The organism is Mitsuaria chitosanitabida ATCC BAA-476 = NBRC 102408, assembly GCF_001598255.1.
Taxonomy (GTDB): domain Bacteria; phylum Pseudomonadota; class Gammaproteobacteria; order Burkholderiales; family Burkholderiaceae_C; genus Roseateles; species Roseateles chitosanitabidus.
Genome location: NZ_BCYP01000022.1, coordinates 40,794 through 66,573, shown reverse-complemented (window position 1 = coordinate 66,573; position 25,780 = coordinate 40,794). Strand labels below are relative to the sequence as shown.

Annotated in this window: 17 protein-coding genes; 10 read left to right on the top strand and 7 right to left on the bottom strand. The window is 71.6% G+C overall.

The annotated features are described in order from the left end of the window. Positions 1–49: 49 nt before the first annotated feature. From MCHT01_RS14930 to MCHT01_RS14920, 3 genes are all read right to left on the bottom strand, one after another. Positions 50–973 (bottom strand): SOS response-associated peptidase family protein, encoded by a 924-nt coding sequence (locus MCHT01_RS14930; RefSeq protein WP_067066138.1) that lies wholly within the window; start codon positions 971–973, stop codon positions 50–52. A 151-nt stretch (positions 974–1,124) separates the two neighbouring features. After that, positions 1,125–3,524, bottom strand: a complete 2,400-nt coding sequence (locus MCHT01_RS14925; RefSeq protein ID WP_169806140.1) for a sensor histidine kinase — start codon at positions 3,522–3,524, stop codon at positions 1,125–1,127. A gap of 47 nt (positions 3,525–3,571) precedes the next feature. Further along, the gene (locus tag MCHT01_RS14920; RefSeq protein WP_067066136.1) at positions 3,572–4,477 is read right to left on the bottom strand and encodes a response regulator transcription factor; all 906 of its coding nucleotides are present in this window, start codon (positions 4,475–4,477) and stop codon (positions 3,572–3,574) included. A gap of 248 nt (positions 4,478–4,725) precedes the next feature. Between MCHT01_RS14920 and MCHT01_RS14915 the strand changes: the two genes are divergently transcribed. The 4 genes from MCHT01_RS14915 (at position 4,726) to MCHT01_RS14900 (ending at position 14,432) form a co-directional block, all read left to right on the top strand. Then, positions 4,726–6,453: a ShlB/FhaC/HecB family hemolysin secretion/activation protein gene (locus MCHT01_RS14915; protein WP_218017902.1), complete on the top strand. Its 1,728-nt coding sequence runs from the start codon at positions 4,726–4,728 to the stop codon at positions 6,451–6,453. Positions 6,454–6,474: 21 nt separating this feature from the next. Next, positions 6,475–12,321 (top strand): YDG domain-containing protein, encoded by a 5,847-nt coding sequence (locus MCHT01_RS26775; protein WP_067066135.1) that lies wholly within the window; start codon positions 6,475–6,477, stop codon positions 12,319–12,321. A gap of 241 nt (positions 12,322–12,562) precedes the next feature. Further along, on the top strand, positions 12,563–13,879 hold the full coding sequence (locus tag MCHT01_RS14905) for a GAF domain-containing protein (RefSeq protein ID WP_067066134.1): 1,317 nt from the start codon (positions 12,563–12,565) through the stop codon (positions 13,877–13,879). Then, positions 13,860–14,432, top strand: a complete 573-nt coding sequence (locus tag MCHT01_RS14900) for an MOSC domain-containing protein (protein ID WP_067066133.1) — start codon at positions 13,860–13,862, stop codon at positions 14,430–14,432. Before MCHT01_RS14905 ends, MCHT01_RS14900 begins: the two co-directional genes overlap by 20 nt. A 273-nt stretch (positions 14,433–14,705) precedes the next feature. On the opposite strand, the gene MCHT01_RS14895 is transcribed toward MCHT01_RS14900, so the two are convergent. After that, a complete protein-coding gene (locus tag MCHT01_RS14895) occupies positions 14,706–15,782 on the bottom strand; it encodes an alkene reductase (RefSeq protein WP_067066132.1) in 1,077 nt (358 codons plus the stop codon). Positions 15,783–16,069: 287 nt separating this feature from the next. Between MCHT01_RS14895 and MCHT01_RS14890 the strand changes: the two genes are divergently transcribed. Further along, on the top strand, positions 16,070–17,275 hold the full coding sequence (locus MCHT01_RS14890) for a right-handed parallel beta-helix repeat-containing protein (protein WP_067066131.1): 1,206 nt from the start codon (positions 16,070–16,072) through the stop codon (positions 17,273–17,275). Between the two features lie 199 nt (positions 17,276–17,474). Here MCHT01_RS14890 and MCHT01_RS14885 read toward each other — a convergent pair whose 3' ends face one another. Continuing rightward, the gene (locus MCHT01_RS14885) at positions 17,475–19,088 is read right to left on the bottom strand and encodes an anti-phage dCTP deaminase (protein ID WP_067066130.1); all 1,614 of its coding nucleotides are present in this window, start codon (positions 19,086–19,088) and stop codon (positions 17,475–17,477) included. A gap of 209 nt (positions 19,089–19,297) precedes the next feature. On the opposite strand from MCHT01_RS14885, the gene MCHT01_RS14880 reads away from it, so the two are divergent. Beyond that, positions 19,298–20,152 carry a 23S rRNA (adenine(2030)-N(6))-methyltransferase RlmJ gene (locus tag MCHT01_RS14880; protein ID WP_067066129.1) on the top strand — a complete coding sequence of 285 codons (855 nt, stop codon included), beginning with the start codon at positions 19,298–19,300 and terminating at the stop codon, positions 20,150–20,152. A gap of 145 nt (positions 20,153–20,297) precedes the next feature. Here MCHT01_RS14880 and MCHT01_RS14875 read toward each other — a convergent pair whose 3' ends face one another. Then, positions 20,298–20,939: an NAD(P)-dependent oxidoreductase gene (locus MCHT01_RS14875; protein WP_067066128.1), complete on the bottom strand. Its 642-nt coding sequence runs from the start codon at positions 20,937–20,939 to the stop codon at positions 20,298–20,300. A 152-nt stretch (positions 20,940–21,091) separates the two neighbouring features. On the opposite strand from MCHT01_RS14875, the gene MCHT01_RS14870 reads away from it, so the two are divergent. Next, positions 21,092–22,069 (top strand): LysR family transcriptional regulator, encoded by a 978-nt coding sequence (locus MCHT01_RS14870; RefSeq protein ID WP_084452679.1) that lies wholly within the window; start codon positions 21,092–21,094, stop codon positions 22,067–22,069. Between the two features lie 64 nt (positions 22,070–22,133). Continuing rightward, the gene (locus tag MCHT01_RS14865) at positions 22,134–22,808 is read left to right on the top strand and encodes a CAAX prenyl protease-related protein (protein ID WP_067066127.1); all 675 of its coding nucleotides are present in this window, start codon (positions 22,134–22,136) and stop codon (positions 22,806–22,808) included. 69 nt (positions 22,809–22,877) lie between these two features. Here the strand turns inward: MCHT01_RS14865 and MCHT01_RS14860 are convergent, their stop codons facing one another. After that, a complete protein-coding gene (locus MCHT01_RS14860; protein WP_067066126.1) occupies positions 22,878–23,642 on the bottom strand; it encodes a helix-turn-helix domain-containing protein in 765 nt (254 codons plus the stop codon). 147 nt (positions 23,643–23,789) lie between these two features. On the opposite strand from MCHT01_RS14860, the gene MCHT01_RS14855 reads away from it, so the two are divergent. Then, a complete protein-coding gene (locus MCHT01_RS14855; protein ID WP_067066125.1) occupies positions 23,790–25,076 on the top strand; it encodes an amidohydrolase family protein in 1,287 nt (428 codons plus the stop codon). Positions 25,077–25,245: 169 nt separating this feature from the next. Beyond that, complete coding sequence (locus MCHT01_RS14850; protein WP_067066124.1) at positions 25,246–25,719, top strand: YiaA/YiaB family inner membrane protein; 474 nt, start codon at positions 25,246–25,248, stop codon at positions 25,717–25,719. The last annotated feature ends 61 nt before the right edge of the window (positions 25,720–25,780 follow it).

Genomic DNA, 25,780 nt, shown 5'->3' with positions numbered 1-25,780 from the left:
GGAGGCAAGGCGAATGCCTGGGGCGCGAACCGGCCCTCCCCCGCCCGCCTCAGGCCGCCATCCGCCACCCGTAGACCGGCCGTTCCCGGTCATCCAGGATCGCCTGCATCGCCGCGAGATCCCCCTGCGGATCCAGCCAGGCGTCCAGGTGCTCCGGCTTGAGCGGGATGACGCAGCGGTCATGCCCGGCGGCGGCGATCTCCGGCGGTGGCTCGTCGGTGATCACGGCGAAGGACAGCAGCGGCGCCTCGCCCGGCGCTTCCCAGCGCGACCAGAGGCAGGCGATCAGCATCTCGTCCAGCCCCTGCGGCGAGAACTCCAGCACCGCGTTCGATCCATCCTCGCGCCGCACGTTCTCGAAGAAGGACGAGGCCGCCAGCACCCCGTGACTGACGCCGAACTGCCCCTTCCAGAACCCGCCCAGCGCGTCCCGCCGGGCGTTGTAGGTGCCCGGGTACTTGAGATCGTAGGAGGCCGGCTTGCCGGCGGGCCGGCACTGGTAGCGCATCGGCCGGAGCACCTTCTCCCCCTGCTCCCGCACGATCACCGGCACATGCCAGCCGGGGTAGATGCGGGCGTCCTTGATCTCCGGCGTCGTCCGCCGCAGGTCGGCCAGCCAGGCCAGCCGCTGCGCGGTCTTGTCCTGCGCGATGCGACGGCTCTCGGCCGCGGACTTGGACGGCTTGGCCGCCAGCTTGCGATCCGCCTCCGCGATGCGCTGGCGCAGCGCGAAGAGCTCCTGCTCGACCTCGCCCGCGCGCTGGGTCGCGTAGGTCTCGAGGGCCTCGCGTCCGCGCCGCTGCTGGTCGTCCTGGGGATCGTCGAAGAGGCTCTCCAGCGACTTGGGCAACAGCACCCGCTGCCCGTGCGCCCGGGTCCAGTAGAGGTCGACGTACTCGCTCAGCGGGATGCGCACGCCCAGGCGGCTGCAGAAGGTCTTCCACTCGCGACGGATCTGGGCGCTGTAGCACATCGGTCCATCGTAGGAGAAGCGCACGATGCTTGTGAGCCGGAGTAACACCGGTCGCCTCGCTGCTTCGGGTGACAGATCCCCCTCAGGGGTGCTGCGGATCAGGCGCCCAGGCCCTCAGGGTCGGATGAGCGTATGGCCAGGCGGCTGCTCCTCAAGACCGGACATCCACCGCCAGGCACAGCCGGCGTAGCGCGGGCACCCACAGCTCCTGCGGGGCCGGCTTGGGCAGCAGCGCGAGGCCGGCCTCGGCCGGCCAGTCGCGGCGCGGCACCGACGCGCACAGCAGCATCCGCAGCCCCGGCCAGCGCGCCCGCCAGGCGCGCCACTCGCCGAGCGCCGTCGATTCCGGGGAGCTCACCACCAGCAGCCCCGCGCCTGTCGAGGCGGCGGCCTCCAGCAGGTCCGCCACGTCCTCGACGCGCTCCGCCTCGCTCGCGTCGAAGCCGCATTGCAGCAGGCGCTCCAGCATCACCTCGCGCACCGTCGCGCAGCGGTCCCACACGACCGCCGCCCAGCCGTCGCCCAGGTGCTCCAGCCCGGGCTGCGACAGCAGCGGCGGCCACTGCACCTCGGCCTCGCCGGCGGCGATCAGCGGCAGCTCCGCGGTGAAGCGGCTGCCGCGTCCCGGCACGCTGTGCGCGCCCAGCTCGCCACCCATCGCGCGCACCGTCTGCCGGGCGATCGCCAGCCCCAGCCCCAGCCCCGGGACGCCGCGCCCCGCCTGGCCCCGCGTGAAGGGATCGAAGATCCGCGCCAGCTCCTCGGCGGCCATGCCCGGCCCCTGGTCGATCACCGACAGCGCCAGCCATCGGCCGACCGGGCGCGCGGTCAGCTGGATCTCGCCCGGCCGGCTGTACTTGGCCGCGTTGGACAGCAGGTTCAGCAGCACCTGGCGCAAGCGCCGCGCGTCCAGCTCGACCACCGCCGGCAGCGCCGGATCGACCGTCAGCGCCAGCCGGTTCGTGCTGGCCAGCATCAGGGCCTGCGACTGCAGCACCAGCTCGTTGAGCAGGCCGTAGAGATAGACCGGCGCGTTCAGCACCTCGACATCCGCCTCGGCATCGGGCTGGCGCGCGAAGCGCTGCAGCTCGTCGATGGTGTCCAGCAGCATCACGCCACCGTGCTCCAGCGCCTGGCGGGTGGACTCGAACTCCGCGCCCGTGGTCAGCCGCCGCGTCAGCTGCACCATCGACGCCAGCGGCGCCCGCAGGTCGTGCCCGATGTGGCCCAGCAGCCGCCCCTTGGCCGCGTCGCTGGCCCGCGCGTGCGCGCTGGCGCGGGCCAGCTCGGCGGTGCGCTCCAGCACCGCGGCCTCCAGCGCCTGCGCGCGCTGCAGCCGCTCGCGCTGCAGCAGCATCAGCATGGCCACCAGCACCGCCGCCGCGCCCGCGGTGCCGACCATGGACGGCGCCAGGTCCACCCAGTCCGCATAGGGCAGCAGACCCATCAGGCTGAAGTAGCGCGGCGCCATGCCCAGCATCACGCCCACCAGCGCGCACAGCCACACCCCGCCGACCGGATCGCCGCGCCGCATCGCGCGCACGCTGGCGATCAGGCCGATCAGACTGAGCGACAGGTTGGTCGGGCCGGCCATGCGGGTCCCGATCGGGTAGTCGCCGAAGATGCAGGCGGCCACGGCGACGAAGCTCAGGGCCACCACCACGCCCAGCACGCGGTGGAGCACCGGCTGGGTCTGCCGCAGGCGCAGCACCGCCGCCAGGGCCAGCAGCTGGAAGACCGTCGACAACGCGCCCGTCGTGCCCAGCGCCCGCTGGGCCCAGTCGGTCGCCTCGGGCCAGAAGCGCTCGAAGGCCGTGCCGCGCATCGCCATCTCGTAGACCATCGCGCAGGTCAGGAAGGCCGCGATCCAGGCGTAGCCGCGGTCGCGCAAGGCCAGACCCAGACCGGCCGCCAGCACGGCCAGCGTCAGGCCGACCGCCGACAGCATGCCGTCGCGCCACACCCGCCATTGCTGCTCGCCGATCAGCGCCTCGGCCACCCACAGCGAGGGCTCGACCGCCAACGAACTGCGGCTCGCGACGCGCAGCCGCAGCTCCCAGACCTCGCCGGGATCGAGGCGCATCGGGAAGGCGCTCTCGCGCAGCGACAGCGGCCGGTGCGCGAAGGGCTGGTCGGTGCCGGCGCGCTCGAGCTGCCAGGGCGTCGTCCCGCCGTCCGGCAGCAGCCGCCGTCGATACAGCGCCACCGACTCGGTCCGCGCCGGATCGACCATCAGGATGTAGCGCGCCGCCTCGCCGTCCTGGCGCAGCGTCCAGCGCAGCCAGTAGGCATCGCGGGTGTAGCCCGGCGTCAGCGCCCGCTGCTCCGAAGGCCGCCAGCGCGGCACGCCGGCTTCAGGACGCGGGTCCGCCCGCTCGATCCACAGCTGGCCGCGGTCGACCAGCGGGAGGCGATCCGTCGCCGCGCCGTGCAACGCGATCACCGGCCGCGACGGCGGATCGGCGGCGGCCGCCGGCATGTCCGCGGGGAAGGCGATCACCGGCGCCTCGCTCGGCGCACCCTCGGCGTCCGCGAGGCAGGCGAGGAACAAGGCGGCTCCGGCCGCCAGGACGGCGGTCCATCGGCGCAGGCGCGGCATCAGGCGACCGGGCCGTCGGCGTCGCGCGCGCGGTGCCCGTCACCCCGCGCATCGGCGTCGACATCGGCATCGGCGTCCGCCGGGGCGTGGGCCTCGGCGTCGCCGAGATCCTCCCGATCGCGCGCCCGGGTGGCGGACCGGTAGGCCTGCGGGCTCAGCCCGTTGCGTTCCCGGAAGGCGGTGGCGAAGTTGCCGGCGTTGGAATAGCCGACGTGATACGCCACGTCGGCCACGCTCATGTCGGTATCGGCCAGCAGGCGCTGGCCGGTGCGCACGCGCTCGTCGCTGATGTAGCCGGACACGGTCTGCCCCAGCTCCTCGCGGAACAGCGCCAGCAGCCGGCGTCCGGTCAGGCCGACCTGCCGGCCGATCTGGTTGACCGTCAGCGGCTCGCCCAGGTGCTCGCCGATGTAGCGGCGCGCGGCGGCCAGCAGGCGCTGGTCGGGCGTGCCGGACTCCTCGGGCTCGGTCGTCGCGACCTCCTGGGACGCCGACGCCGCGCGCGGCGTGGCCAGCCGCAGGTGCACGCGCACGCGGGCCAGCACCTCCTCCGGATGGAAGGGCTTGGTGATGAAGTCCACCGCGCCATGGGACAGGCCCTCGATGCGGCTGCCGACGTCGTTGTGCGCGCTCAGGAAGAGCAGCGGCATCTCGCGCGTGGCCGGGTCCGACTTGAGCAGTCGGCACAGCGCGAAGCCGTCCATGTCCGGGAGTCCGACGTCCAGCAGCGCCAGGTCGGGGGCCAGGCCTTGCGCCTTCTGCAGCGCCACCCGGCCGCTCTCCGCGAAGGCCAGCCGGTACAGCGGGTGCAGCAGCGCCGTCAGCCAGCGCAGCTCCTCCGGCTGGTCGTCCACCAGCAGCAGCAGGGGACGGTGGACAGCGGGGGCGGACGCGGCTCGGGACATGGGGCGGAATTGTCCGTGGCGACTCGTCCGAAGTGGTGCGCGCCGTCCCGTCCGATGGGCGGGCAGCGAGCAAACCGCCCATCTGAGGGGGAGGGAAACCAGCGGAAAAACTACCGGAATCGGCCAGCGGACCCAGGCGGTCCGGGCCGGCTAACGAATCGTCAAAGGTCGCCGGCGATTTGAAAGAACTCCGGATCGCGAGCCCACGGGATAACCGCGGCCTTGCGAAACACAACCGGAGATTGGGAATGAAGTACAGCACGCGGCACACCGCGGCCGTCCTGGGGCTGAGCGTGATGAGCCTGTCGGTGAGCCTGGCCTGGGCGGCCGCTCCCGACGCGGGTCAGCTGCTCAACGAGCAACGCCGCCTCAACCCGCCCGCGCAGCGGGGCGACCTGGACGGACGCCCCGCCGTCAACACGCCGCTCGCGGACGACGGCCAGGCCGGTCTGCGCGCGCGCATCGACCGCATCCGCTTCACCGGCGCCGAGGACCTGCTGCCCGAGCCCGAGCTCCAGGCGCTGGTCGCCGACGCCAAGGGGCGCCAGCTGTCCCACAGCCAGCTGCAGTCGCTGGCCGCGCGCGTCACCGCCGCGCTTCAGAAGCGCGGCTTCCTGCTGGCCCGCGCCTACCTGCCCCGGCAAGACCTGACCCAGGGCGAGCTCGAGATCGCGGTGCTGTCCGGTCGCCTGCAGTCGGGCCGTCACCGCGTGACCGTGAGCGGCGCCGACGAGCGCCTCGCGCCGCGCCTGGGCGCCATCGCCGACACGGCGCTGGCGCAGGGCCCCGTGCGCTACGAACAGCTCGAGCGCGCCCTGCTGCTGATCAACGACGTGCCCGGCGTGCAGGCCCGCGCGACGCTGGAACGCGGCGACGAGCCCGGCACCAGCCGCCTGGACGTGCGCACCGACACCGGCCGCGCCTGGGCCCTGGACGCGTCGGCGGACGATTTCAACAACCGCTACACCGGCCAGTGGCGCGTCGGCGCGGCGGCCTCGCTGATCCGACCGCTCAACCGCGAGGACCTGCTGCAGGCCAGCGTCTCGCGCACCGACGGCAGCCGCCAGGCCGCCCTGGCCTACGGCTTCGGCGTGCATCCGTCGGGCCTGCGCGCCCAGTTCGCCACCACCTGGATGGACTACCGCGTCGGCGAGGACCTCAAGCCCCTGGACCTGCGCGGCACCGCCCGCACGGTGTCGGCCGGCCTGAGCTACCCGCTGCTGCGCGGCCGCGAGCGCAACCTGTGGATCTCCACCGAGGCCGAACAGCGCACCCTGGTCGACGAGGCCCTGGGCCAGACCCTGCGCGACCGCCGCCTCAACCGCCTGACCGTCAACCTCTACGGCAACCTGTGGGACGCGACCCTGGGCGGCGCGCAGAACGACTTCGGCCTGGGCGTCACCAACGGCACCGTCACGCTGCGCGAGGCGGCCGACCGGGTGGCCGACTCGGTCACGGCCCGCACCGCCGGCAGCTACGACAAGCTGACCTGGCGCGTGTCGCGCCTGCAGACCGCCAACGCCCTGCCGGGCTGGGGCCTGTACGTCGGCGGCTACGGCCAGCTGAGCGCGCGCAACCTGGACTCGTCGGAGAAGTTCCTGCTGGGCGGTCCGTCGGGCGTGCGCGCCTATCCGGTCGGCGAGGCCAGCGGCGACAACGGCTGGGTCGGCACCGCCGAGCTGCGCCGCGAGCTGAGCGTCGGCAGCGGCATCGCCGCGCAGCTGATCGGCTTCGTCGACTACGGCCGCGTCGAGCAGCACGAGCGCCTGTGGGCGACAGCGCTGGGCGGCCAGCCGAACTCGTACGCACTGGGCGGCGCCGGTGTCGGCGCCAACCTGGCCGGCGAGCGCTGGACCCTGCGCGCCAGCTGGGCCCGCGCGATCGGCCACAACGCCGGCCGCAGCGCCGCGGGCCGCGATGCCGACGGCCGCGCCGACCGCCAGCGCTTCTGGCTGCAGGCCGCCTTCCACTATTGATCAGATCAAAGAGAACACATCATGGGATCGTTGAACCACAGCTATCGACTCGTCTGGAACGAGCTCTGCGGCGCCTTCGTGGCGGTGCCTGAAATCGCCCGCGGCCGCGGCAAGCGCAGCGGCGGCACCGTCCGCCGCGCGATGGCGGCCTCCGTCCTCGGCGCCGCGGCGGCGGCCCTCGCCGGCCCCGCCTTCGCGCTCGACCCCGGGGCCCTGCCCTCGGGCGCGCAGGTCACCGCCGGCCAGGCCTCGATGACGCAGCAAGGCGCGCAGCTGCGCATCGACCAGGCCACCAACAAGCTGGTCGTGAACTGGAACAGCTTCGACATCGGCAGCAATGCCTCGGTGCGCTTCAACCAGTCGGGCTCCGACGCCGTGGCGCTGAACCGCGTCACCGGCGGCGCGCCCAGCCAGATCTTCGGTGACCTGTCCGCCAACGGTCAGGTCTGGCTGATCAACAACAGCGGCGTGGTCTTCGGCAAGGGCGCGACCGTCAACGTCGGCGGTCTGGTCGCCAGCACGCTGAACGTCAGCGACGCGGACTTCCTGGCCGGCCGCGCCCGCTTCTCCGGCACCAGCACCGCGCAGGTCCGCAACGAGGGCACGATCCGCGCCGACGGCGTGGTCGCGCTGCTGGGCGCCTCGGTCGTGAACACCGGCAGCATCAGCGCCGGCCAGGTCGCGATGGTCGCGGCCCAGTCGGTCTCGCTGGACTTCGGCGGCGACGGGCTGCTGCAGGTCCAGGTGGACCAGGCGGCGCTGGACGCCGAGCTCGCCCAGCAAGGCCTGGTGCAAGGCGGCAAGGTCGTGCTGAGCGCGCCCAGCGCCAGCGCGCTGCGCGCCAGCGTCATCAACATGGACGGCGTGGTCGAGGCCAAGGGCCTGTCCGCGCAAGGCGGCCGCATCGTGCTGGACGGCGGCGCCGACGGCCAGGTCCACGTGACCGGCCGGCTGGACGCGAGCGGCGCGCAAGGCCAGGGCGGCGACATCCGCGTCACCGGCGGCGACATCGCGCTGCGCGGCGCCACGCTGGATGCCAGCGGCGCCACCGGCGGCGGCCAGATCCACGTCGGCGGCGGCTGGCAGGGCAAGGACGCGAGCATCGCCAACGCGAGGAACGTGACGGTCGACGCCACGTCGCTGCTGGCGGCCAACGCCACGGTGAACGGCAACGGCGGCGAGGTGGTGACCTGGTCGGACGGTCGCACCGAGTTCGCCGGCCGCGTCGAGTCGCGCGGCGGCGACCAGGGCGGCAACGGCGGCCGCATCGAGGTCTCCGGCAAGAAGGAACTGGCCTACAGCGGCCGGGCCAACGCGCTCGCCGCCAAGGGCAGCACCGGCGATCTGCTGCTGGACCCGGACACGCTGGAGATCAGCGGCGGCGGCAGCGGCAGCGGCGCGCTGACCGGTTCCATCGTCTATGAGAAGGACATCGAGGCCCAGCAGGCCAACGTGCTGCTCCAAGCCGCCGGCGACATCCGCGTGAACGACCTGACGCTCAACGGCGGCGACGGTCGGATCACGATGAAGCCCAACGTCAGCCTGCGCATCGAGGCCGGCACCGCGGGCGGCGGCGACCTGGCGCCGCCCCCGGCCGCCAACGACGGCAGCAACGCCGGCAACACCGACCTGATGTTCGCCAACGCCAACAACGTGCTGGAGGTCTCCGGCACCGGCAGCCTGATGCTGGTGGCGGGCGCGAGGGCCTCGGGCCGCGTGCTCAACGTGCCGACGATGATCGCCTCCGGCGCCGGCGGCAACCCGTCCGGCGCCCTCCCCGTGCACGACGTCACCGCCCCGGGCAGCGGCACGCCGCTGGCGGGCTCCATCACCATCTACGGCGCCGACGGCGCCACGGTGGGCGGGTCGCTGACGACCAACGGCGGCTACGTCCGCATCTGGGCCGACTCCGACAACATGGGCGGCGGCTTCTTCACCCTGAACGCCCCGGTCAACACCAGCGGCGGCAACCTGTACGTCTCCACCGGCAGCGGCGACGTGACGCTGAACTCCAGCATGATCCTGGGCGCCGGCCGGGTGATCTTCCGCGGCGACGGCAGCTACACCACGGGTCAGAAGATCCTGGCCGGCCTGCTGAGCGTGAGCGGCGACGTCAACATCGACACGCCCTTCGTGTTCAAGGGCGGCGCCAGCATCTACACCGACAGCTCGATCAACTTCGGCAACGTCCCGGTGAACCTGGACACCGGCACCGGCGTGCTGACGCTGCGGGCCAACCACATCGACTGGGGCACCGCGACGCTGCAGAACCTGAGCACCGCGTCGCTGCATCTGGAGCCCTTCGACCCGGCCACCAACATGATCCTGGGCGACGCCAACGGCTTCGCCTCGGCCGCGACGCTGGCCAAGCTGCCGGGCATCAAGAACCTGACCGTCGGCCGCGCCGACGGCACGGGCACGATCAGCGTGCCGGGCAACTTCAGCTTCAGCGCCTCGGGCAGCTTCGAGATGGTCGACCGCAACATCGACATCTCGGCCGGCACCCTGACCAACACCAGCGGCAACATCGTCCTGACCGGCGACAACGTCAACCTGTCGCAGGCGGTCACCGCCAACGGCGGCGCCGGCAAGGTCACGATCCGCCAGATGACGGCGGCCAACGCGCTGCACCTGGGCGGCGGGCTGAGCAACGCGTCGATCGGCCAGGTCAACGCGGCCTCGCTGGAGATCGGTCGCGCCGACGGCGGCGACCTGGTCTTCGACAGCGACATCAGCACCAACGCCTCCACCGTGCACCTCAAGAGCGGCGGTCAGGTGCTGGGCGTCAACGGCGGCGTGGCCGCGGCCCAGGTGGCCGTGACCGCCGGCCAGGGCGCGACGCTGACCGACGACACCTTCAACTTCACCACCTTGGCGCTGGACACCGGCGGCACGACGCTGATCCGTCCGTCGAGCGCGGCCGGCTACACGATCGGCACGGTCGACACGCTCAACGGCCTGACGCTGCGCAACGGCGCGAACGTCACCGTCGACGCGGGCACCGGCGCGCTGACACTGGGCGCGCCGGTGAACTTCACCGGCACCGCCGCCACGCTGACGCTGCAGGCGCCGACCTGGGCGCGCGCCGGCACGCCGGCGATGAGCAACGGCGCGCAGGCGACGGTGGTCTTCCAGGCCACCGGCGCGGGCGCGGCGACGACCGTCGGCGGCGCGAGCGCCGACCTGAGCAGCGGCCTGCTGACCCTGTTCAACGGCGTGGACACGCTGCGGGTGGATGCCTCGGATCGCGCGCTGAACGTGAACGCGCCGGTGGCGGTGAGCGTCGGCGGCCTGGAGCTGCTGGGCGGCACCTTCACGCAGGGCGGCAGCATCGGCGTGACCGGCGGCGACCTGCTGGTGCGCGCCGGCGCGGGCGGCATCAACGTGGCGCAGGCGATGTCGGCGACCGGCACGGTCTCGCTGGACGAGCGCGGCGGCGCGGGCATCAGCGGCTCGGCCGCGATCACCGCGAACGCGCTCGCACTGCGCAGCACCGGCGCGGCGGCCCTCACGGCCAACCAGCACGTCAGCCAGATCGCGGCGGACGTGGGTTCGCTGTCCCTGGTCGCGGACCGCTCGTTGACGGTCGGCACGGTCGACGGCCTGAGCGGCGTCCATGCCACCGGCACCGTCCAGCTGACCGCCCTCGGCGCGAGCTCGGACCTGACCCTGCAGCAGGCGGTGAGCGCCGATGATGCCGGTGGTCAGGCCCGGGGCGTGACCCTGGTCGCGGGCCGCAACTTCATCAACCAGGCCGGCGCGAGCGCGGTGCAGGTCGGCCACGGCGGGCACTGGCAGGTCTACTCGACCTCGCCGCTGAACGACACGCGCGGCGGCCTGGTGGCCGACTTCAAGCAGTACGACGCGGGCTACGGCGCCACGGTTCTGGGGACGGGCAACGGCTTCCTGTACACGGTCGCGCCGACGCTGACGGTGTCGCTGTCGGGCTCGACGTCCAAGGTCTACGACGGCAACACGAGCGCGGCGGTCGACGCCGGCATGCTGCAAGCCGGCGGCGCGATCGACGGCGATGTCGTCCACGTGGGCATCGGCGGCAGCGGCGGCGCGCGCTACGACACGAAGAACGTCGGCACCGGCAAGACCGTGACCGTCGACGGCCTGGTGGTCACCGACGGCGCCAACGGCGGCACCGCGGTGTACGGCTACCGCCTCGCGTCCGACTCGGCCAGCGCGGCCATCGGCACGGTCACGCCCAAGACGGTGACCGTGGCGGTCGGCGCGGTGCAGGACAAGGTCTATGACGGCACGACCTCGGCGCAGTTCTCCAGCGGCGGCATCGCCGGCCTGGTGCGCGGCGACGACACGGCGCTGACCGGATCGGTCCGCTTCCTGGACAAGAACGCGGGCACCGGCAAGGCGGTCGATGTCTCGGGCCTGGGCCTGAGCGGCGCGGACGCGGCGAACTACGTGCTGGACACGCGCGGTGGCGCGACCGCGGCGATCACGCCCAAGACGGTGGACGTCGGCGCGATCACGGTGACCGGCAAGGTCTATGACGGCACGCGCACCGCGCAGGTCAGCACGGGCGGCGCCATCGGCGTCGTGGCGGGCGACCAGCTGGGCGTCAAGGTCTCGGGCCAGTACGACGACAAGAATGCCGGCACCGGCAAGGCGGTCGACGTGGCGCTGGCGCTGACCGGCGCCGACGCGGGCAACTACCAGCTGGCCTCGGGCACGAAGCACGCGACCGGTGACATCACCACCCGCACGATCCAGGCGCCGAGCGTGTCCGTGGTCGACGCGACCTACAGCGGCGACGCCACGGCGACGCTGGTGGTGGGCGCGCCGCGCGGCGTGCTGGCGGGCGACCAGGTGAGCGTGAGCGGCACCGGCCGCTTCGACACCCCGTATGTCGGCACCGACAAGTCGGTGGCGGTGCAGCTGCAGCTGCAGGGCGCGGACGCCCTCAACTACCGCCTGGAGCCGTCGACGCTGACGGTGACGGGCGCGGTGAACGCGCTGACCAAGCCGCCGGTCGACGGCCTGGTGGTGCAGCCGGTCGGCGGCAACGGCACGCAGGGCGGTGGCGACGGCAATGGAGGCTCGAAGACCGCCAACGTGCCGACCGGCAACGGCGGCAGCGGCGGCGGCACGGGCACCACGGTGGCCTCCGTCGCGGCGGGTCCGTCGGGCAATCCGAACGGCACCGTCGGCCTGGGTGATCCGGGCACGGGCTCCGGCGCGGGCGGCAACGCCAATGTTGGCCTCGGTGGCAATGGCAACGCGGGCGGCGGCAACGGCGGCCTGAGCGGCAACGGCAATGGGGCCGCCGGCAACGGCGTGAACGGCGCGGGAGCCAACGGCGGCAATGGTGCGTCCAACGCCAACGGCGCGGGCGGCACGGCCGGCGCGCCGGGCGACGGCGCCGGTCAGGGCAACGGTGGCAACGGCATCGCGCTGGCGACGCTGAGCCTGGAGCAGACGCTGCGTGACGGCGGCCAGGTGAGCCTGGCGGTCGAGGCCCCGGCCTACGACCAGGCGCGCCAGAGCCAGCTGCCGGTCTACGCCGACAAGGGCGAGCCGACGCTGCAGCCGCTGGGCATGTTCCGGGTCGACGACCTGGGCGACAGCCTCGCGCTGAAGCCGCTGCAGCAACCGGTCCCGGCGACGGAGCGCACCGCCACCGGCGTGACCCGCCAGGTGCGCGCCGCGGTGACGCTGGAAGGCGGCCAGTCGGCGATGCTGAACGTGGTGCTGATGGCCGACGGCACGCTGCGGGTGCAGGCGCCCGAGTCGGCCGACGCGCTGAGCGACGACCTGATCGCCGCGCTCGCCCTGAGCGCGCTCAAGCAGCAGACCGGCGTCGCGCCGACCAGCGTCCGCGCCGTGATGCTGCGTCGCGGCTGATCCCGACGCTCGCTCCCCCGATCCCCTGACGGGGATCCCCCCGACGCCGCGGCGTGCCTCACGCGCCGCGGCGTCGTCACGTCCGGGCCCGCCCCGATGCGGTGCGCCCCGTCGCCGGATTCCCGGGACGGCCCCATCGCCTCGGGGATCGGCCCGCGTGCGAATTGCGCCTATGCTCGGCCCCTGCGCCCGGGCAGGCCCGCCGGGTCCCGCGTCCGCCCTTCTCGCCGCCCGCCCGACCATGTCCGCCCCGTCCGGTCCGTCCATCCGCGCCCGCCTGCTGCTCGTGCTCGGGCTGGCGCTCGCGCTGGTCACGGCCTCGGCGCTGCTGGGCTGGTGGCAGTCGCGTCAGGCCGCGCGCATCGCCCAATCGCTCTACGACGATCGCCTCGTGCCCGTGGACCTGCTGCGCGACATCGAACAGGTGCTCGGCGCTCAGCAGCTGGGCACGCTGCTGATCTCGCAGGCCCAGGAGGCCGACGGCGCGCGCATGAGCGTCGCCAGCCAGCGCGTCATCGACAGCTCGCGCCAGGCCTGGACCCGCTACCTCGCCACCCACATGACCCCGCCGGAGCTCGCGCTGATCGCGCGCGTCCAGCCGCAGCTCGACCAGCTCTGGGCCGCGCTGGCCCAGGCCGGCGAGCCCACGCCCGAGCTGCTGCGCGAGATCAACCAGCGCCGCCTCGCGGTGATGCGGCTGGTCGACGAACTGATGGCCTTCCAGCTCAGCCAGGCCCGCATCGACACCGAGCGCGCGCAGGAGGCCGCCACCGACGCGGCCCGCCTGGGCCTGCTGCTGGTGCTGCTGTCGGCCGCCGTCTGCGGCGTGCTGGTCTGCCTGGTCTGGGCCCGCTACGACGAGGAGCGCCGTGCCGGCGACGCCTCGCGGCTGCGGCTGCAGCAGCTCTACATCGCGCTGTCCAAGACCAACCAGCTGATCGTCCGGCGCGAGGCGCAGGCCGTCGCCGACGAGCACGCCGAGCAGCACCTGTTCCAGGACATCTGCCGCATCTGCGTCGAGACCGGCCATGCGCGCTTCGCGTCCGTCGTGCTGATCGAGGGCGACGCGTTCGAGCGGGTGGCCGAGTCCGGCCCGGGCGATCGCCTGATCCCCGGCGCGCCGCGGCGCTGGTCGCGAGAGTCGCCGTTCGCGCGGGCCTCGATGGCCACGCGCGCCATCATCGGCGGCGTGCACCAGGTCAGCAATCACGCGGTGCAGGACCCGACCCTGGTCGTTTCCGGCGCCCCCGTCATTCCGCCCGGCGTGGAGGCGATGGCGGCCTTCCCGCTGCATCGCGGCGGCGAGATCATCGGCGCGCTCAGCGTGCTGGCGGGCGAGGAAGGCTTCTTCGATCCGCAGGTGCTGGGCCTGATGGACGAGATGGCGGGCGACCTCTCGTTCGCGCTCGAGTACCTGCAGCGCGAGCGCGACCAGGCCATCGCGCTGCACGAGGCGCGCGAGGCGCTGCGGCACTACCGCAGCGATTCGCAGATCACCGCGCCGGCGAGCTTCCGCGCCAGTGCGGGAGAATCGCCCGATGCAAGTCCTGAGCATTAACACCGCCCGCGCCGAGCCGCTGCTGATCGACGGCCGCGAAGTCCTCACCGGCATCCGCAAGCGTCCCGTCACCGGCGAACGGATCGTGAAGCCGCTGGGCCTCGACGGCGACGAGCAGGCCGACCTCAGCGTCCACGGCGGCCTGTCCAAGGCCGTGTACGCCTATCCCACCGAGCACTACGACTTCTGGCGCACCGTGCGCGCGCAGGCGCAGGTCGCGGGCTGGGAAGCGCCGCTGCCCTGGGGCGCGATGGGCGAGAACCTCAGCCTGAGCGGGCTGCTGGAAGGCGACGCCTACATCGGCGACGTGCTGGTCTTCCCCGGCTGCGAGCTGGCGATCAGCGAGCCGCGGTATCCGTGCTTCAAGTTCAACGCCGCGATGGGCTTCAACAAGGCGGTGAAGATGATGTCGCAGAGCGGCTGGTGCGGGTTCTATCTGGCGGTGCGCCAGCCCGGCACCATCGAGGCGGGTCAGTCCTTCGCGCTGCGACCGGGCCCGCGCGAGGTCTCCGTCGCGGAGATCTTCCGGTCCAAGATGAAGGGCAAGGCCTGACCCTCCTCGGGCCTGCGCGACCGGCGTCCTGCCACGCTCCCACCCTCACCCCTGCCCTCTCCCGCCCCGCGGGAGAGGGTGTGAGCGCAGGCGAGCGGCGGAGGATCGCTCGGGTCCGCCCGAGGTCAGCGATTGAGAACCCGTCGAATCCGCTCGAAGGCAACCGGCGAGCGGCCATTGGGTCCGCCCGAAGGCAGCGAGCCCCACGACTCCCTCGCCCGCTTGCGGGAGAGGGTGGGGGTGAGGGTCTTCGGGCCGGACGGCCCTCCCCCGTCAGTCCGCCAGCGCCGGATAGTCCGTATACCCCTCGGCCCCGCCGCCATACATCGTGGCCGAATGCGCCTTCTGCAGCGGCGCGTTCAGCTTGAGTCGACGCACCAGGTCCGGGTTCGAGATGAAGCTGCGGCCGAAGGCCACCGCATCGGCATGGCCGGTCGCGACGGCGTCGATGGCCATCTCGCGGGTGTAGCCGTTGTTGGCGATGTACACGCCCTTGAAGCGCTCACGCAGCGCGTTGTAGTCGAAGGGCGCGATGTCGCGCGGACCGCCGGTCTGGCCTTCGATGACATGCAGGAAGGCCAGCTTGAGCGGCGCCAGCTGCTCGACGACGTAGTTGAACAGCGCCTGCGCGTCGCTGTCCTGCCCCGCGTCGTTCACCGGCGTGACCGGCGACAGACGCAGACCCGTGCGGTCCGCGCCGATGGCCTCGGCGATGGCCTTCATCACCTCCAGCAGCAGCCGGGCGCGGTTCTCGATCGAGCCCCCGTAGGCGTCGCTGCGGTCATTGACGCTGTCGCGCAGGAACTGGTCCAGCAGATAGCCGTTGGCACCGTGCACCTCGACCGCGTCGAAGCCCGCGGCCATCGCCGACTTGGCCGCGTGGACGTAGGCCTGGACGATGCCGGGCAGCTCGTCGATGGCCAGCGCGCGCGGTTCGGCCACGTCGACGAAGCCGGCTTTGGTGAAGGTCTTGCTGTTGGCCTGACGGTCGGTGGAGGACTGCGGCTTGGCGCCGTTCGGCTGGAACTCGCTGTGGGAGATGCGGCCCACGTGCCACAGCTGCACGGCGATCTTGCCGCCGGCCTCATGGACGGCGTCCGTGACCAGCTTCCAGGCCGCCGTCTGCTCGGGCGAGTAGATCCCCGGGGTGTCGAGGTAGCCCTGGCCCTCGGGCGTGATCTGGGCGCCCTCGCTGATGATCAGGCCGGCGCTGGCGCGCTGGCGGTAGTACTCGACGGCCAGCGGGCCGGGCAGCAGGCCGACCGAGCGGTTGCGCGTCAGTGGGGCCATCACGATGCGGTTGGCCAGCGACACGGCGCCGACTTGCAAGGGGTCGAAGAGACTGGGCATATCGATTCGAGGATGCGGGGTGAGGGGGAAACGCGGCGCGGGGTTCCCGGCCGGGTCGGAAGTCATGGCGCGCAGCTTAGCCAGATGCCCCGCCCGCCGCTGCGCGTTGGCGACAGTCCGGACGCCCGCTGGGGCCTTGGCCGGGCGTCACCGGCGGGACCGGTCGCTTGGCTACACTCGCCCGGCCCCGCGCGCCACCGCTCCCGAAAGGAGCGCCGTCGCCCTGGCATCCCGCCTGCCCCCACGCCTCTGTCGCCGCCCCGCGCGGCCTTCCGGGAGTCCCCACGATGTCCGGTTCCGCGCTCGATCAGGCCCTGCTCTCCCGCCACCGACGCCGCCTGCTGCTGGCCGGCACCGCGCTGACGCTGCCGACCGCGTCTCCCCTGTGGCTGCCGGCGGCGCGGGCGCAGGGTGGGTCCAGGCCCGTGCTGAAGGTCGGCCGCGATCACCCCGTCAAGACGCTGGCCGCGGCCGCGGCCCAGGCCAAGCCGGGCACGACGATCGAGGTCCAGGCCGGCGAGTACCCCGGCGACGTGGCCGCCTGGTCGCAGGACGACCTGACCCTGAAGGCGGTGGGCGGCCGGGTCCGCCTCCCCGCCAACGGCGCGCATGCGCAGGGCAAGGGCATCTTCGTCACCCGCGGCAAGCGGATGACGATCGAGGGCTTCGACTTCATCGGCGCGAAGGTGCCGGACCGCAACGGTGCCGGCATCCGCCTGGAGCAGGGATCGCTGACGCTGCGCGACTGCCGTTTCCAGGACAACGAGAACGGCCTGCTGGCCGCGAACGACGCCTCGATCGAACTGCGCCTCGAGTCCTGCGACTTCGGCGCGATCGCGCCGGGCGACGGTCACACGCACAACTGCTACGTCGGCGCGATCGGCAAGCTGGTCGTGCTGGGCAGCTATTTCCACCATGGCGCGAGCGGCCACCTGCTCAAGACCCGCGCGGCGGTGAACCACCTCTTCTACAACCGTCTCACCGACGAGACCGGCCATGCCAGCTTCGAGCTGGAGTTCCCCAACGGCGGCCTGGCGCTGGTGATGGGCAACGTGATCCAGCAAAGCCCGTCGACCGAGAACTACCACCTGATCGCCTACGGCAGCGAGGGACTGAGCCACCCGCGCAACGAGCTGCACCTGATCAACAACACGCTGGTGGACCGGCGGCCGCAGGGGGGCGTCTACCTGCGGATGGCCCAGCCGGCGCAGAAGCTGCGGCTGATCGACAACCTGCTGCACGGCAAGCAGGAGCTGCCCGCCGGGCCGGACCGGGAGCAGCACCACAACTACTTCGTCGGCCTGGACGCCTTCGTCGACGCGGACCGCTACGACTTCCGCCTGCGGCCGGGCTCGCCGCTGATCGGTCGGGCGGTGGATCCGGGTGAGGTGGACGGGCAATCGCTGCGGCCGGCGATGCAGTACCAGCACCCCTGCGCGCTCAAGGAAGTGCCGGCGGGGACGGCGTATTCGCCGGGGGCGTTCCAGGTGTGAGGATCAGCGCGTGTGGGTGACCTGCTCGCGGGCCTCGGCCATGCGGCGGCCGCGGGTGATGTCGATGTGGCGGATGCTCTCGAAGATGGCGTCGTACGCTGCCGAAATCACTTGGGCCTCCCTGCGCGCTCGAGCGTCGGCGAGTTGAAGAACTTGCGCCCGCGGAGGCTCGCAAGGCACCGCCTCCAAAACCGCGAAGTCAAACGGGATCTGTTCCGGGTGCTTCATGTTCTACGGCGTGCAAGGGAGCGAGGGGTTGATGAGTCTCGATGAGACTTCGGCGACGGAGCGATTCTATGACTAGCCCTTCCAGAGCTGGCAAGGCTTCAAGACTCTTCTCAAGCTTCGGCGTGGCGATGTCAGGAGCAATGCGCACGACTCGGCCATCCTTCTTGCGAGAGTTCGGCTTCATCTTGAACAGGCTGAGGTACCGCGTCGGCGCGACCCCGTCATAGGGAATCAAACGCACCTTGTCGGACGTCTGCTCGCTTTCAGTCATTGCGTCCCCATGCAGCTTGGTGGCCAAGCTCTTCTTGTAGGGCTCGATGAAGTAGACCTCCTTGATGCCCGCCGCAACGATGTGTCTCGCGCAGGAGTGGCACGGGTAGGTCGTGACGAAGATCTTGCCTCCCCGCACACGATCCCCCTTCTGCCGCAACGCGGTGAGGATCGCATGCATCTCGGCATGAATGGCGCGGGAGAACTCAATCAACCCGCGCAGCTTCTTGTTCTTCGATACCGCCTGCGCGGCATCTGCTCGCTTGTTCTCGTGGATGTACGGCGCGAGGGCTTCAATGACGTGCGCAGCAAGGATGCTCTTCTCCTCGTCGTTGTGGCACTTTCCCCCGTAGTTCCAGCAACGCTTGTCCTTGTCCCCAGTCGGATCGGATGCGAGGTCGGTCACGTAGAGGTCGCCGAACGGCCGAGGCACGTCGTTCCATCCGATGGCGAGCACCTCGCCATCCTCGTCGGTCACCGCGGCTCCCACCTGCCTCGAAAGGCAGGCCGAGTTCCCCGCTGCGGATGCGGCCGCGTACATCGCAGTCTCGGCTCGCGTCGGCGTGATGACCTGTGTCCCCAGTATCAGGTGAAGGAATCGCTCCACTCGACCGCGCAACTGGGTATCGGTATTGGCATCCATACGAAGAAAGAAGTCGCACTGCGGGAACGTCTCGTCGACGGTCTGCCCCGCGGCTAACTCCTCCCCGGAATCCCTGTCCATCAGCTTGGCGATGTCGCCGTTGTCCAGCCCCTGATTTCGCAGCGCCTCTTCACGATTCGGAAGCGGGGAGAAGACTCCGACCACGTACAGCACCTCTCGATAGACGGTGCGCAGCAGCTCCAACTCTTGCTGGTTCTTAATCGAATCGATGATGTGACACATGCGCCGCGGAGCAAACTGCCCTGTCGCCTTGTCCTTGTGATGCAACTCTCTACCGAGTCGTATCTCGTTCACGGCAAGCTCCGCCAGAACGCTTGCCCCGTACACACCCCTCATCTCATCGCCCAGACTGATAAGGTCGTTGCGACGTGGCGCCGGCTTCGTCGACAGCGGGCGGCCCGCGCGCTTGGCGTGATCCTGGATGTAGTCGCTGAGCCGAAGAATCGAGCAGTCGTAGCCGAACGTGGTCTTGAGCATCAGTTCGAGCTTCGACGCGACCTCGTGGAGAGGCGATCCCATCGGCCCGCACAACGCAATCACGAGCTCCTGCGTGTGGGTCGACGCGATCATGTCCGTCGAGGACATGTCTCCAAACAAGTCTTGCACCGGCACAGCGGCTGGCAGGTCGGACTGACGAAGCTTCGTGTTCATGCGCCATCTCCTCGAAAGGCATGATCCTGCTCCGGCCCGGAAGAGGTCATCCGCAGCCCTTGGGATGCAGCCATCTCTTTCGGGACGTTTCCAACAGGGCCGCGCGGGAACATTGATCGATCGCGACTCGCCGGTTTCAGTCGCTGAGCGGACGCTGCGATCGTGTTCGCGGCGGCGATGCCGCCGGGATCGCGGGTACAGTGCCGGACATGCTCGCTTACCGACACGCTTTCCACGCCGGCAACCATGCCGACGTGCTCAAACACCTGGTGCTGGCCGAGGTCCTCCGCTACATGGGCGAGAAGGACAAGGCCTACACCGTGGTGGACACCCATGCCGGCGCCGGCGGCTACGCCCTGGACGGCCGCTATGCCCAGAAGAACGCCGAGCACGCCGGCGGCATCGCCGCCCTGTATGCCCGCACCGACCTGCCGGAGCCGCTCCAGCAGTACGTCCAGCTGGTGCACGACTTCAACCCGGGCAAGAAGCTCGAGCAGTACCCCGGCTCCCCGGCGATCTCGCGCTTCCTGATGCGCGACCAGGACCGCCTGCGCTGCTACGAGCTGCATCCCACCGACCACCGCATCCTCGCCAGCTACCTGGAGGACCGGCCCAACACGCAGGTCATGATGCAGGACGGCTTCGCCTCGCTGAAGGCCGAGCTGCCGCCCCCGTCGCGCCGCGGCGTGGTGCTGATCGACCCGCCCTACGAGATCAAGGCCGACTACGGCAAGGTCGTGGCCGCGCTGCGCGAGGGCCTGCAGCGCTTCGCCGACGGCACCTTCGCGATCTGGTACCCGCAGCTGCAGACCATCGAGTCGGCCCAGCTGGTGCAGCGCCTGAAGTCCGCCGCCGACCCGGTCGCCAAGAAGGGCTGGCTGCACGTGCGGCTCACCGTCACCCAGGCCGACGAGCGCGGCTTCGGGATGATGGGCTCGGGCATGTTCGTGGTGAACCCGCCCTTCACGCTGCACGACAAGCTGGCCGAATGCCTGCCGATCCTGGTCGACACGCTGGGCCAGTACGACGACGCCAACTACCTGCTGGAGCAGCAGTCCGCCTGACGCGAAGCGCGCGATCCGCGCGCTCCCCGGTGGAAACGACAACGCGCGCCCTCGAGGCGCGCGTCGCGTTTCAGGGCCGCGCGTGAGGCGCGGCGATTCGTCGAATCGATCGTCCGGGACCCGTGCCCCGGGATCGACGCGCCGATCAGTAGCCGACCGTGAAGCGGCGGCGGATGTGCTGCGGGCGCTCCAGTTCGTCGACGATGGCGACGGCCAGGTCGGCGGTCGACACGTGGGCCGGGCCGTCGGCGTCCATCACCGGCGTGTCCAGGCTGACGCGGTAGCTGCCGCGGCGCTCGCCCGGCTCCAGGTGCACGGCCGGCGACAGGAAGGTCCAGTCCAGCGAGGTTTCCAGGCGGATCAGGTTCAGCGCCTCGCGGGCCGCCAGCGCGCCCTGCTTCCACTGCTCGGGGAACTCGGGCGTGTCGACGATCTGCAGGCCGGGCGCGGCGTACAGGCTGCCGGCGCCGCCGACCACCAGCAGGCGCTTCACGTCGGCGCGCTTCACGCCGTCATAGATGGCGCGGGTGCCTTCCAGGAACTCGGTGTGGATGTCAGCCACCGACCAGCCCGGGTTGTAGGCGCTGACCACGGCGTCCGTGCCCTTGACCGCCGCGGCGATCTGGTCGGCCTGCTTGGCATCGGCCTTGACCACGGTCAGCCCGGCGCGGGCTTCCAGCTTGGACGGGTCGCGCGCCAGGGCGACGACGTCATGACCGCGGGACAGCAGTTCCTTCAGCACGGCGCTGCCGACGAATCCGGTGGGGCCGATCAGGGCGACTTTCATGGGAGTTCCTTTCGAGGAGAGGGGAGAAGCCTCCGCGTCTCGGGGGGAGAGAAGCGCTTCAGCGATGGGATGAACTGTAGAAACTTCACAATCGCAGCAGAAGTCCTCAGAATCGGCTTTCATTCTTTAGACGATCTACACAATCAAACGCGATGCTGGACCAATTGCGACGGATGGCGGTGCTGGCGACCGTCGTGGAACAGGGCAGCCTGGTGGCCGCGGCGCGGCAGCTGCAGACGACGACCTCCGCGGTGAGCCAGCAGCTGCGAGCGCTGGAGCGCGACATGGGCGTGACGCTGCTGCACCGCTCGACGCGCCGCATCAGCCTGACCCCGGCGGGCGAGCGCTTCGTGCAGGGTTGCCAGGCCATGCTGGCCGCGGCGCGGGAGGCCCAGACCCAGCTGCACCACCTGCGCGACGCGCCGGAGGGGGAGCTGCGGATCAGCGCCCCGGTGGGCTCGGCGCGGCAGATCGGGCCGGCACTGGCGCCGCTGGTGACCGCGCACCCCTTGATGAGCCTGCATCTGGAGGTCGACGACGGCTTCACCGATCTCGTGGCCAAGCGCATCGACCTGGCGGTCCGCTTCGGGCGGCTGCCCGACAGCAGCTGGGTGGCGCAGCGCGTCGGCGCGAAGACGGTCGGGCTCTATGCGGCGCCGGCCTATCTGGCGCGGCGCGGCGTGCCGACCTCGATGGCGGACCTCACCCGGCACGACTGGCTGGCCCTGCGCTCCGATGCCGGCGCGCCCAAGCCGCTGCCGCTGCGCGGGCCGGACGGGCGGGAGGAGCTGCTGCGCGTGACGCCGCGCGCGAGCAGCAACAACCAGCTCAGCCTGCAGCAGCTGTGCGAGGCGGGCATGGGGCTGGCGATGCTCAGCCCCGAGGACGTGGACGAGGCGCAGGGACAAGGCCGGCTGCTGCCGCTGCTGCCGGGCTGGTCGCTGCCGGTGCTGCCGGTGCACGTCATGACCCCGCAGCGCGACGCCCAGCCGGCCAAGGTCCGGCACGCGATCGAGGCGCTCCGGCATGCGTTCTCGGGAAGCGCGGCGGGACATGCCGCGGGGAACGCCGCCGGAAGCGCGGGAAGCGCCGCAAGTGCCGTCAGCGCGGTGGACAGCAGCATCCCGTGAAACCGCGACCAGGGTCAGGCCTTGTCCCCATGGTCGATTCACGGGTCGCCGCTACATTGGCCGCATGACATTGAGTCCTGCCGCCTGGGCCCGCATCGTCCCCTTCGCCCTGTTCATGGGGCTGCTCGCGCTGCGCGGCGCGCTGCCCGAGCACAACGCCTGGGGCGTGGACGCGCGCTGGATCTACGGGCTGAACCTGGTCGTCGTCGGCGGCGCGCTGGCCTGGTACTGGCGCAGCTACGGCGAACTCGCCCGCCAGAACCGCCCCACCCTGCGCGAGGCCGGCCTGGGCGTCGTCGTCGGGCTGGTGGTCTTCGGCCTGTGGATCTCGCTGGACGCGCCGTGGATGCAGCTGGGCGAGGCCACGGCCGCCTTCGTGCCCATGACGGCCGACGGCCGGCCCGACTGGCCGCTGATCGCGATCCGCTGGATCGGCGCGGCACTGCTGGTGCCGGTGATGGAGGAGCTGTTCTGGCGCAGCTTCCTGATGCGCTGGATCGCCAGCCCGCAGTTCGAGTCCGTCGATCCGCGCGCGGCCGGCCTGCGGGCGCTGGTGCTCTCGACCTTCGTCTTCATGCTGGCGCACACGCTGTGGCTCGCCGCCATCGTCGCCGGCGCCGCCTATGCCTGGCTCTATCAACGCACCGGCAAGCTGTGGACGGCGGTCATCGCGCACGCGGTGACGAATGGCGTGCTCGGCGCGTGGGTCGTCTGGAGCGGGCGCTGGGAGTTCTGGTGAATCCCCGGCCCGGCCCGGCGCGACGCCGTCGCCACTCGCCCGAAGGGAGGGCGGCGACCCGAGCCGTCCTCAGCGCTTAAGCGCCTTGGCCACGCCCGCCGGCCGCTGCAGGTGCTTGAAGCGCTCGAAGAGCCAGCAGCGCATGCCCATCACCAGCGTGAACTGACGCTTCTCCTGCTCGGGCAGCTTCTGATCCAGCAGGTGCTGGCGCGAGAAGTCCTCGGCCACGCGCTGCAGACGGTCGCGCAGCTCGCGGGCCATGCCGGGGCTGAGCTGGCCGTGGACCAGCATCAGCAGCTCCGCGTCGCCGTCGAAGCCGCCGCCGAAGAAGTCCTGCATCACGTGGTCGCGGAAGAAGCTCATCACCGGCCCTTGCGGCCGCCAGCGGAAGGTCTTGGCGACCTGCAGCCGGTAGCGGTTGAGCGGACGCAGCTCGATGATGCCCAGCCGGTCCAGCTGCGCGAGCGCGCGCGTCGCGTCGGCCTCGCTCATCCGGTAGGTCGAGACGATCTGCTCGAAGGTCCATTGGCTCAGGCAGCAGATCGCCGTCAGCAGCAGCTTCTCGTCGGCGACGACCTCGCGCTCCTGCTGCAGCGTCAGCTCGCGGCGCAGCGGCTGCGCTTGCGCCAGGCGCTGCGAGAGCTCCGCGAAATCGGTCCTCAGCACCCGGCAGATCTCGTCGATGCGCGACAGCGGCATCTCGCCGCCGACGGCGAACATGCGCTTCACGCTGGACTCGGAGAGGTCCAGTTCCTTGGCCAGCTGCGCGTAGCTGACGCCGGACTGCTTGAGCTCCGACTTGATGAGGTCGATCAGGGTTTGGGTGCTGGACATGGGGGCGGACGTTAGCGCACTTCCTCCCCCCGGTAGCGCCGGCCGACACCGGCCGGACCGCCGCGCGATACCGACGCCATCCCCCGGCCGCGCGACGCGCCGACCTGCCGACGATCACGTCCGTCTCCACTCCCTCGGGCGGCGGTCATGCTCCGACGACGTCATCTCCTGTGCTGCGGCGCTGCCGCCGCGGCCGGTCTCTTCAGCGCGCTGGCGGCCGATGCCGGGCCCTGGCGCAATCCCTGCGGCCATCCCGCGCCGCCCATTCCCGGCGTCGATCCGGACTGGCTGACGCGCGTCTGGGACGGCCTCGATCCCGCGCAGCTCTGGGACGTCCACGCCCACCTGATCGGCACCGGCGATTCGGGCTCGGGCTGCTGGATCGCGCCCTCGCTGTCGCAGTGGTGGCATCCGGTGGAGCTGGGCCGCAAGCACGCGATCCTCAACGGCGCCTGCGTGGACCGCCGCGCCGTGGCCGCCGCCGACATCGACCGCGCCTATGTGCGCCGCCTCACGGCCCTGGCCGACGCCTTCCCGGTCGGCGCGCGCTGGCTGCTGTTCGCCTTCGACGAGGCGGTGGACGCGACCGGCCGGCCTCGCCCGGACTGGACGACCTTCCATGTCCCCGACGGCTACGCGCGCGCCGTGGCCGAGGCCCGCCCCGACCGGTTCGGCTGGGTGGCGAGCATCCATCCGAACCGGGAGGACGCGCTCCCGCGCCTGGACCGCGCGATCGCCGGCGGGGCGCTGGCCATGAAGTGGCTGCCCAGCAGCATGGCCATCGACCTGCGCGACCCGCGCCTGCGGCCCTTCTATGACCGGCTCGCCGCGGCGCGGATGCCGCTGATCGTCCATTGCGGCGAGGAGCACGCCGTCCCCGGCGCCGACCGCCAGGACCTGGGCAACCCGCTGCTGCTGCGCGAGCCGCTGCGCCACGGGGTACGCGTGATCGCGGCGCATTGCGCGTCGCTGGGCCTGGCGATGGACCTGGACCTGCCGCGTCCCCGCCCCGCCCAGGCGTTCGAGCTCTTCTCCCGCCTGATGGACGAGCCGGCCTGGCACGACCTGCTGCTGGGCGACGTCTCGGCGATGTTCCAGTTCAACCGCCGGCCCGAGGTCTGGCGCTCGGTGCTGCGCCGCCAGGACTGGCACGAGCGCCTGCTGCACGGCTCCGACTACCCGCTGCCGGGGGTGATGCCCCTGGTCCGGCTGTCGCGACTCGTCCGTGCGGGGGTGCTGGACGAAGGTCACGTCGCCCCTCTGGAGGCCTTGCGGGGTCACCATCCCTTGATGTTTGATCTCGCCCTCAAGCGACTGGCCCGGTGGCAGGGGGACGCCTTCGGCGCCCCGGTCTACGCGACCGCGCGGCACTTCGCCGCCCGGCGCGCCGGGCCCGAGCGCGCGACACCACGGTCGACCGTCTCCCCCGGGTAGCGGCTACCGATACCCACCCAGCCGCGCGGCGATACTCGCCGCGAAACAACCGGCCGGGCGGGCGGGTCGCGACGACAGTCACGTCATCGCCTCCCGGCAACAACGAACGGGGGCGACGAACCCCGGCAACCCGCCGGTCGAACGACCGGCCCTCAGGAGGAACAGCATCATGACCAGCCACCCCGCCCGCATCCAGCGCGACACCAAAGCCTGGCGCCTCCAGGTGTGGATCTCCTTCGGCATCAGCGTCGCGCTGTGCGCCATCGGCCTGGCCTGGCTGCCCGGCGCCGACCTGGATCGCGCCTTCATGGTCATGGGCTACGTGTTCTGCCTCTCCACCGCCTTCGCCCTGTCCAAGTACATCCGCGACAACCAGGGCACCCGCTCCGACACCCCGATGTGGGGCCTGGTCGTCTGGGCCGGCTTCGGCCTGGCGATGGCGCTGACCGCCTGGGGCCTGTGGCGCATGGAGATCCAGCCGGTCTGGAAGGCCTACCTGCTGGTGTGCTGGCTCTACCTGATCTCCAACGTCTTCACCCTGGCCAAGATGCTGCGCGACGCCCATGAGGCCGACCTCGCCGACGCCCGCCTGCAAGGCCGCCGCGAGGCCCATCGCGACGCCGCCGGCCTCGTCACCGAGTGACCCGCGGCGACAGCGCCCGCGCCCCCCAGTCCCCTGTCTCGTTTGAATCGACCCCAAGGAG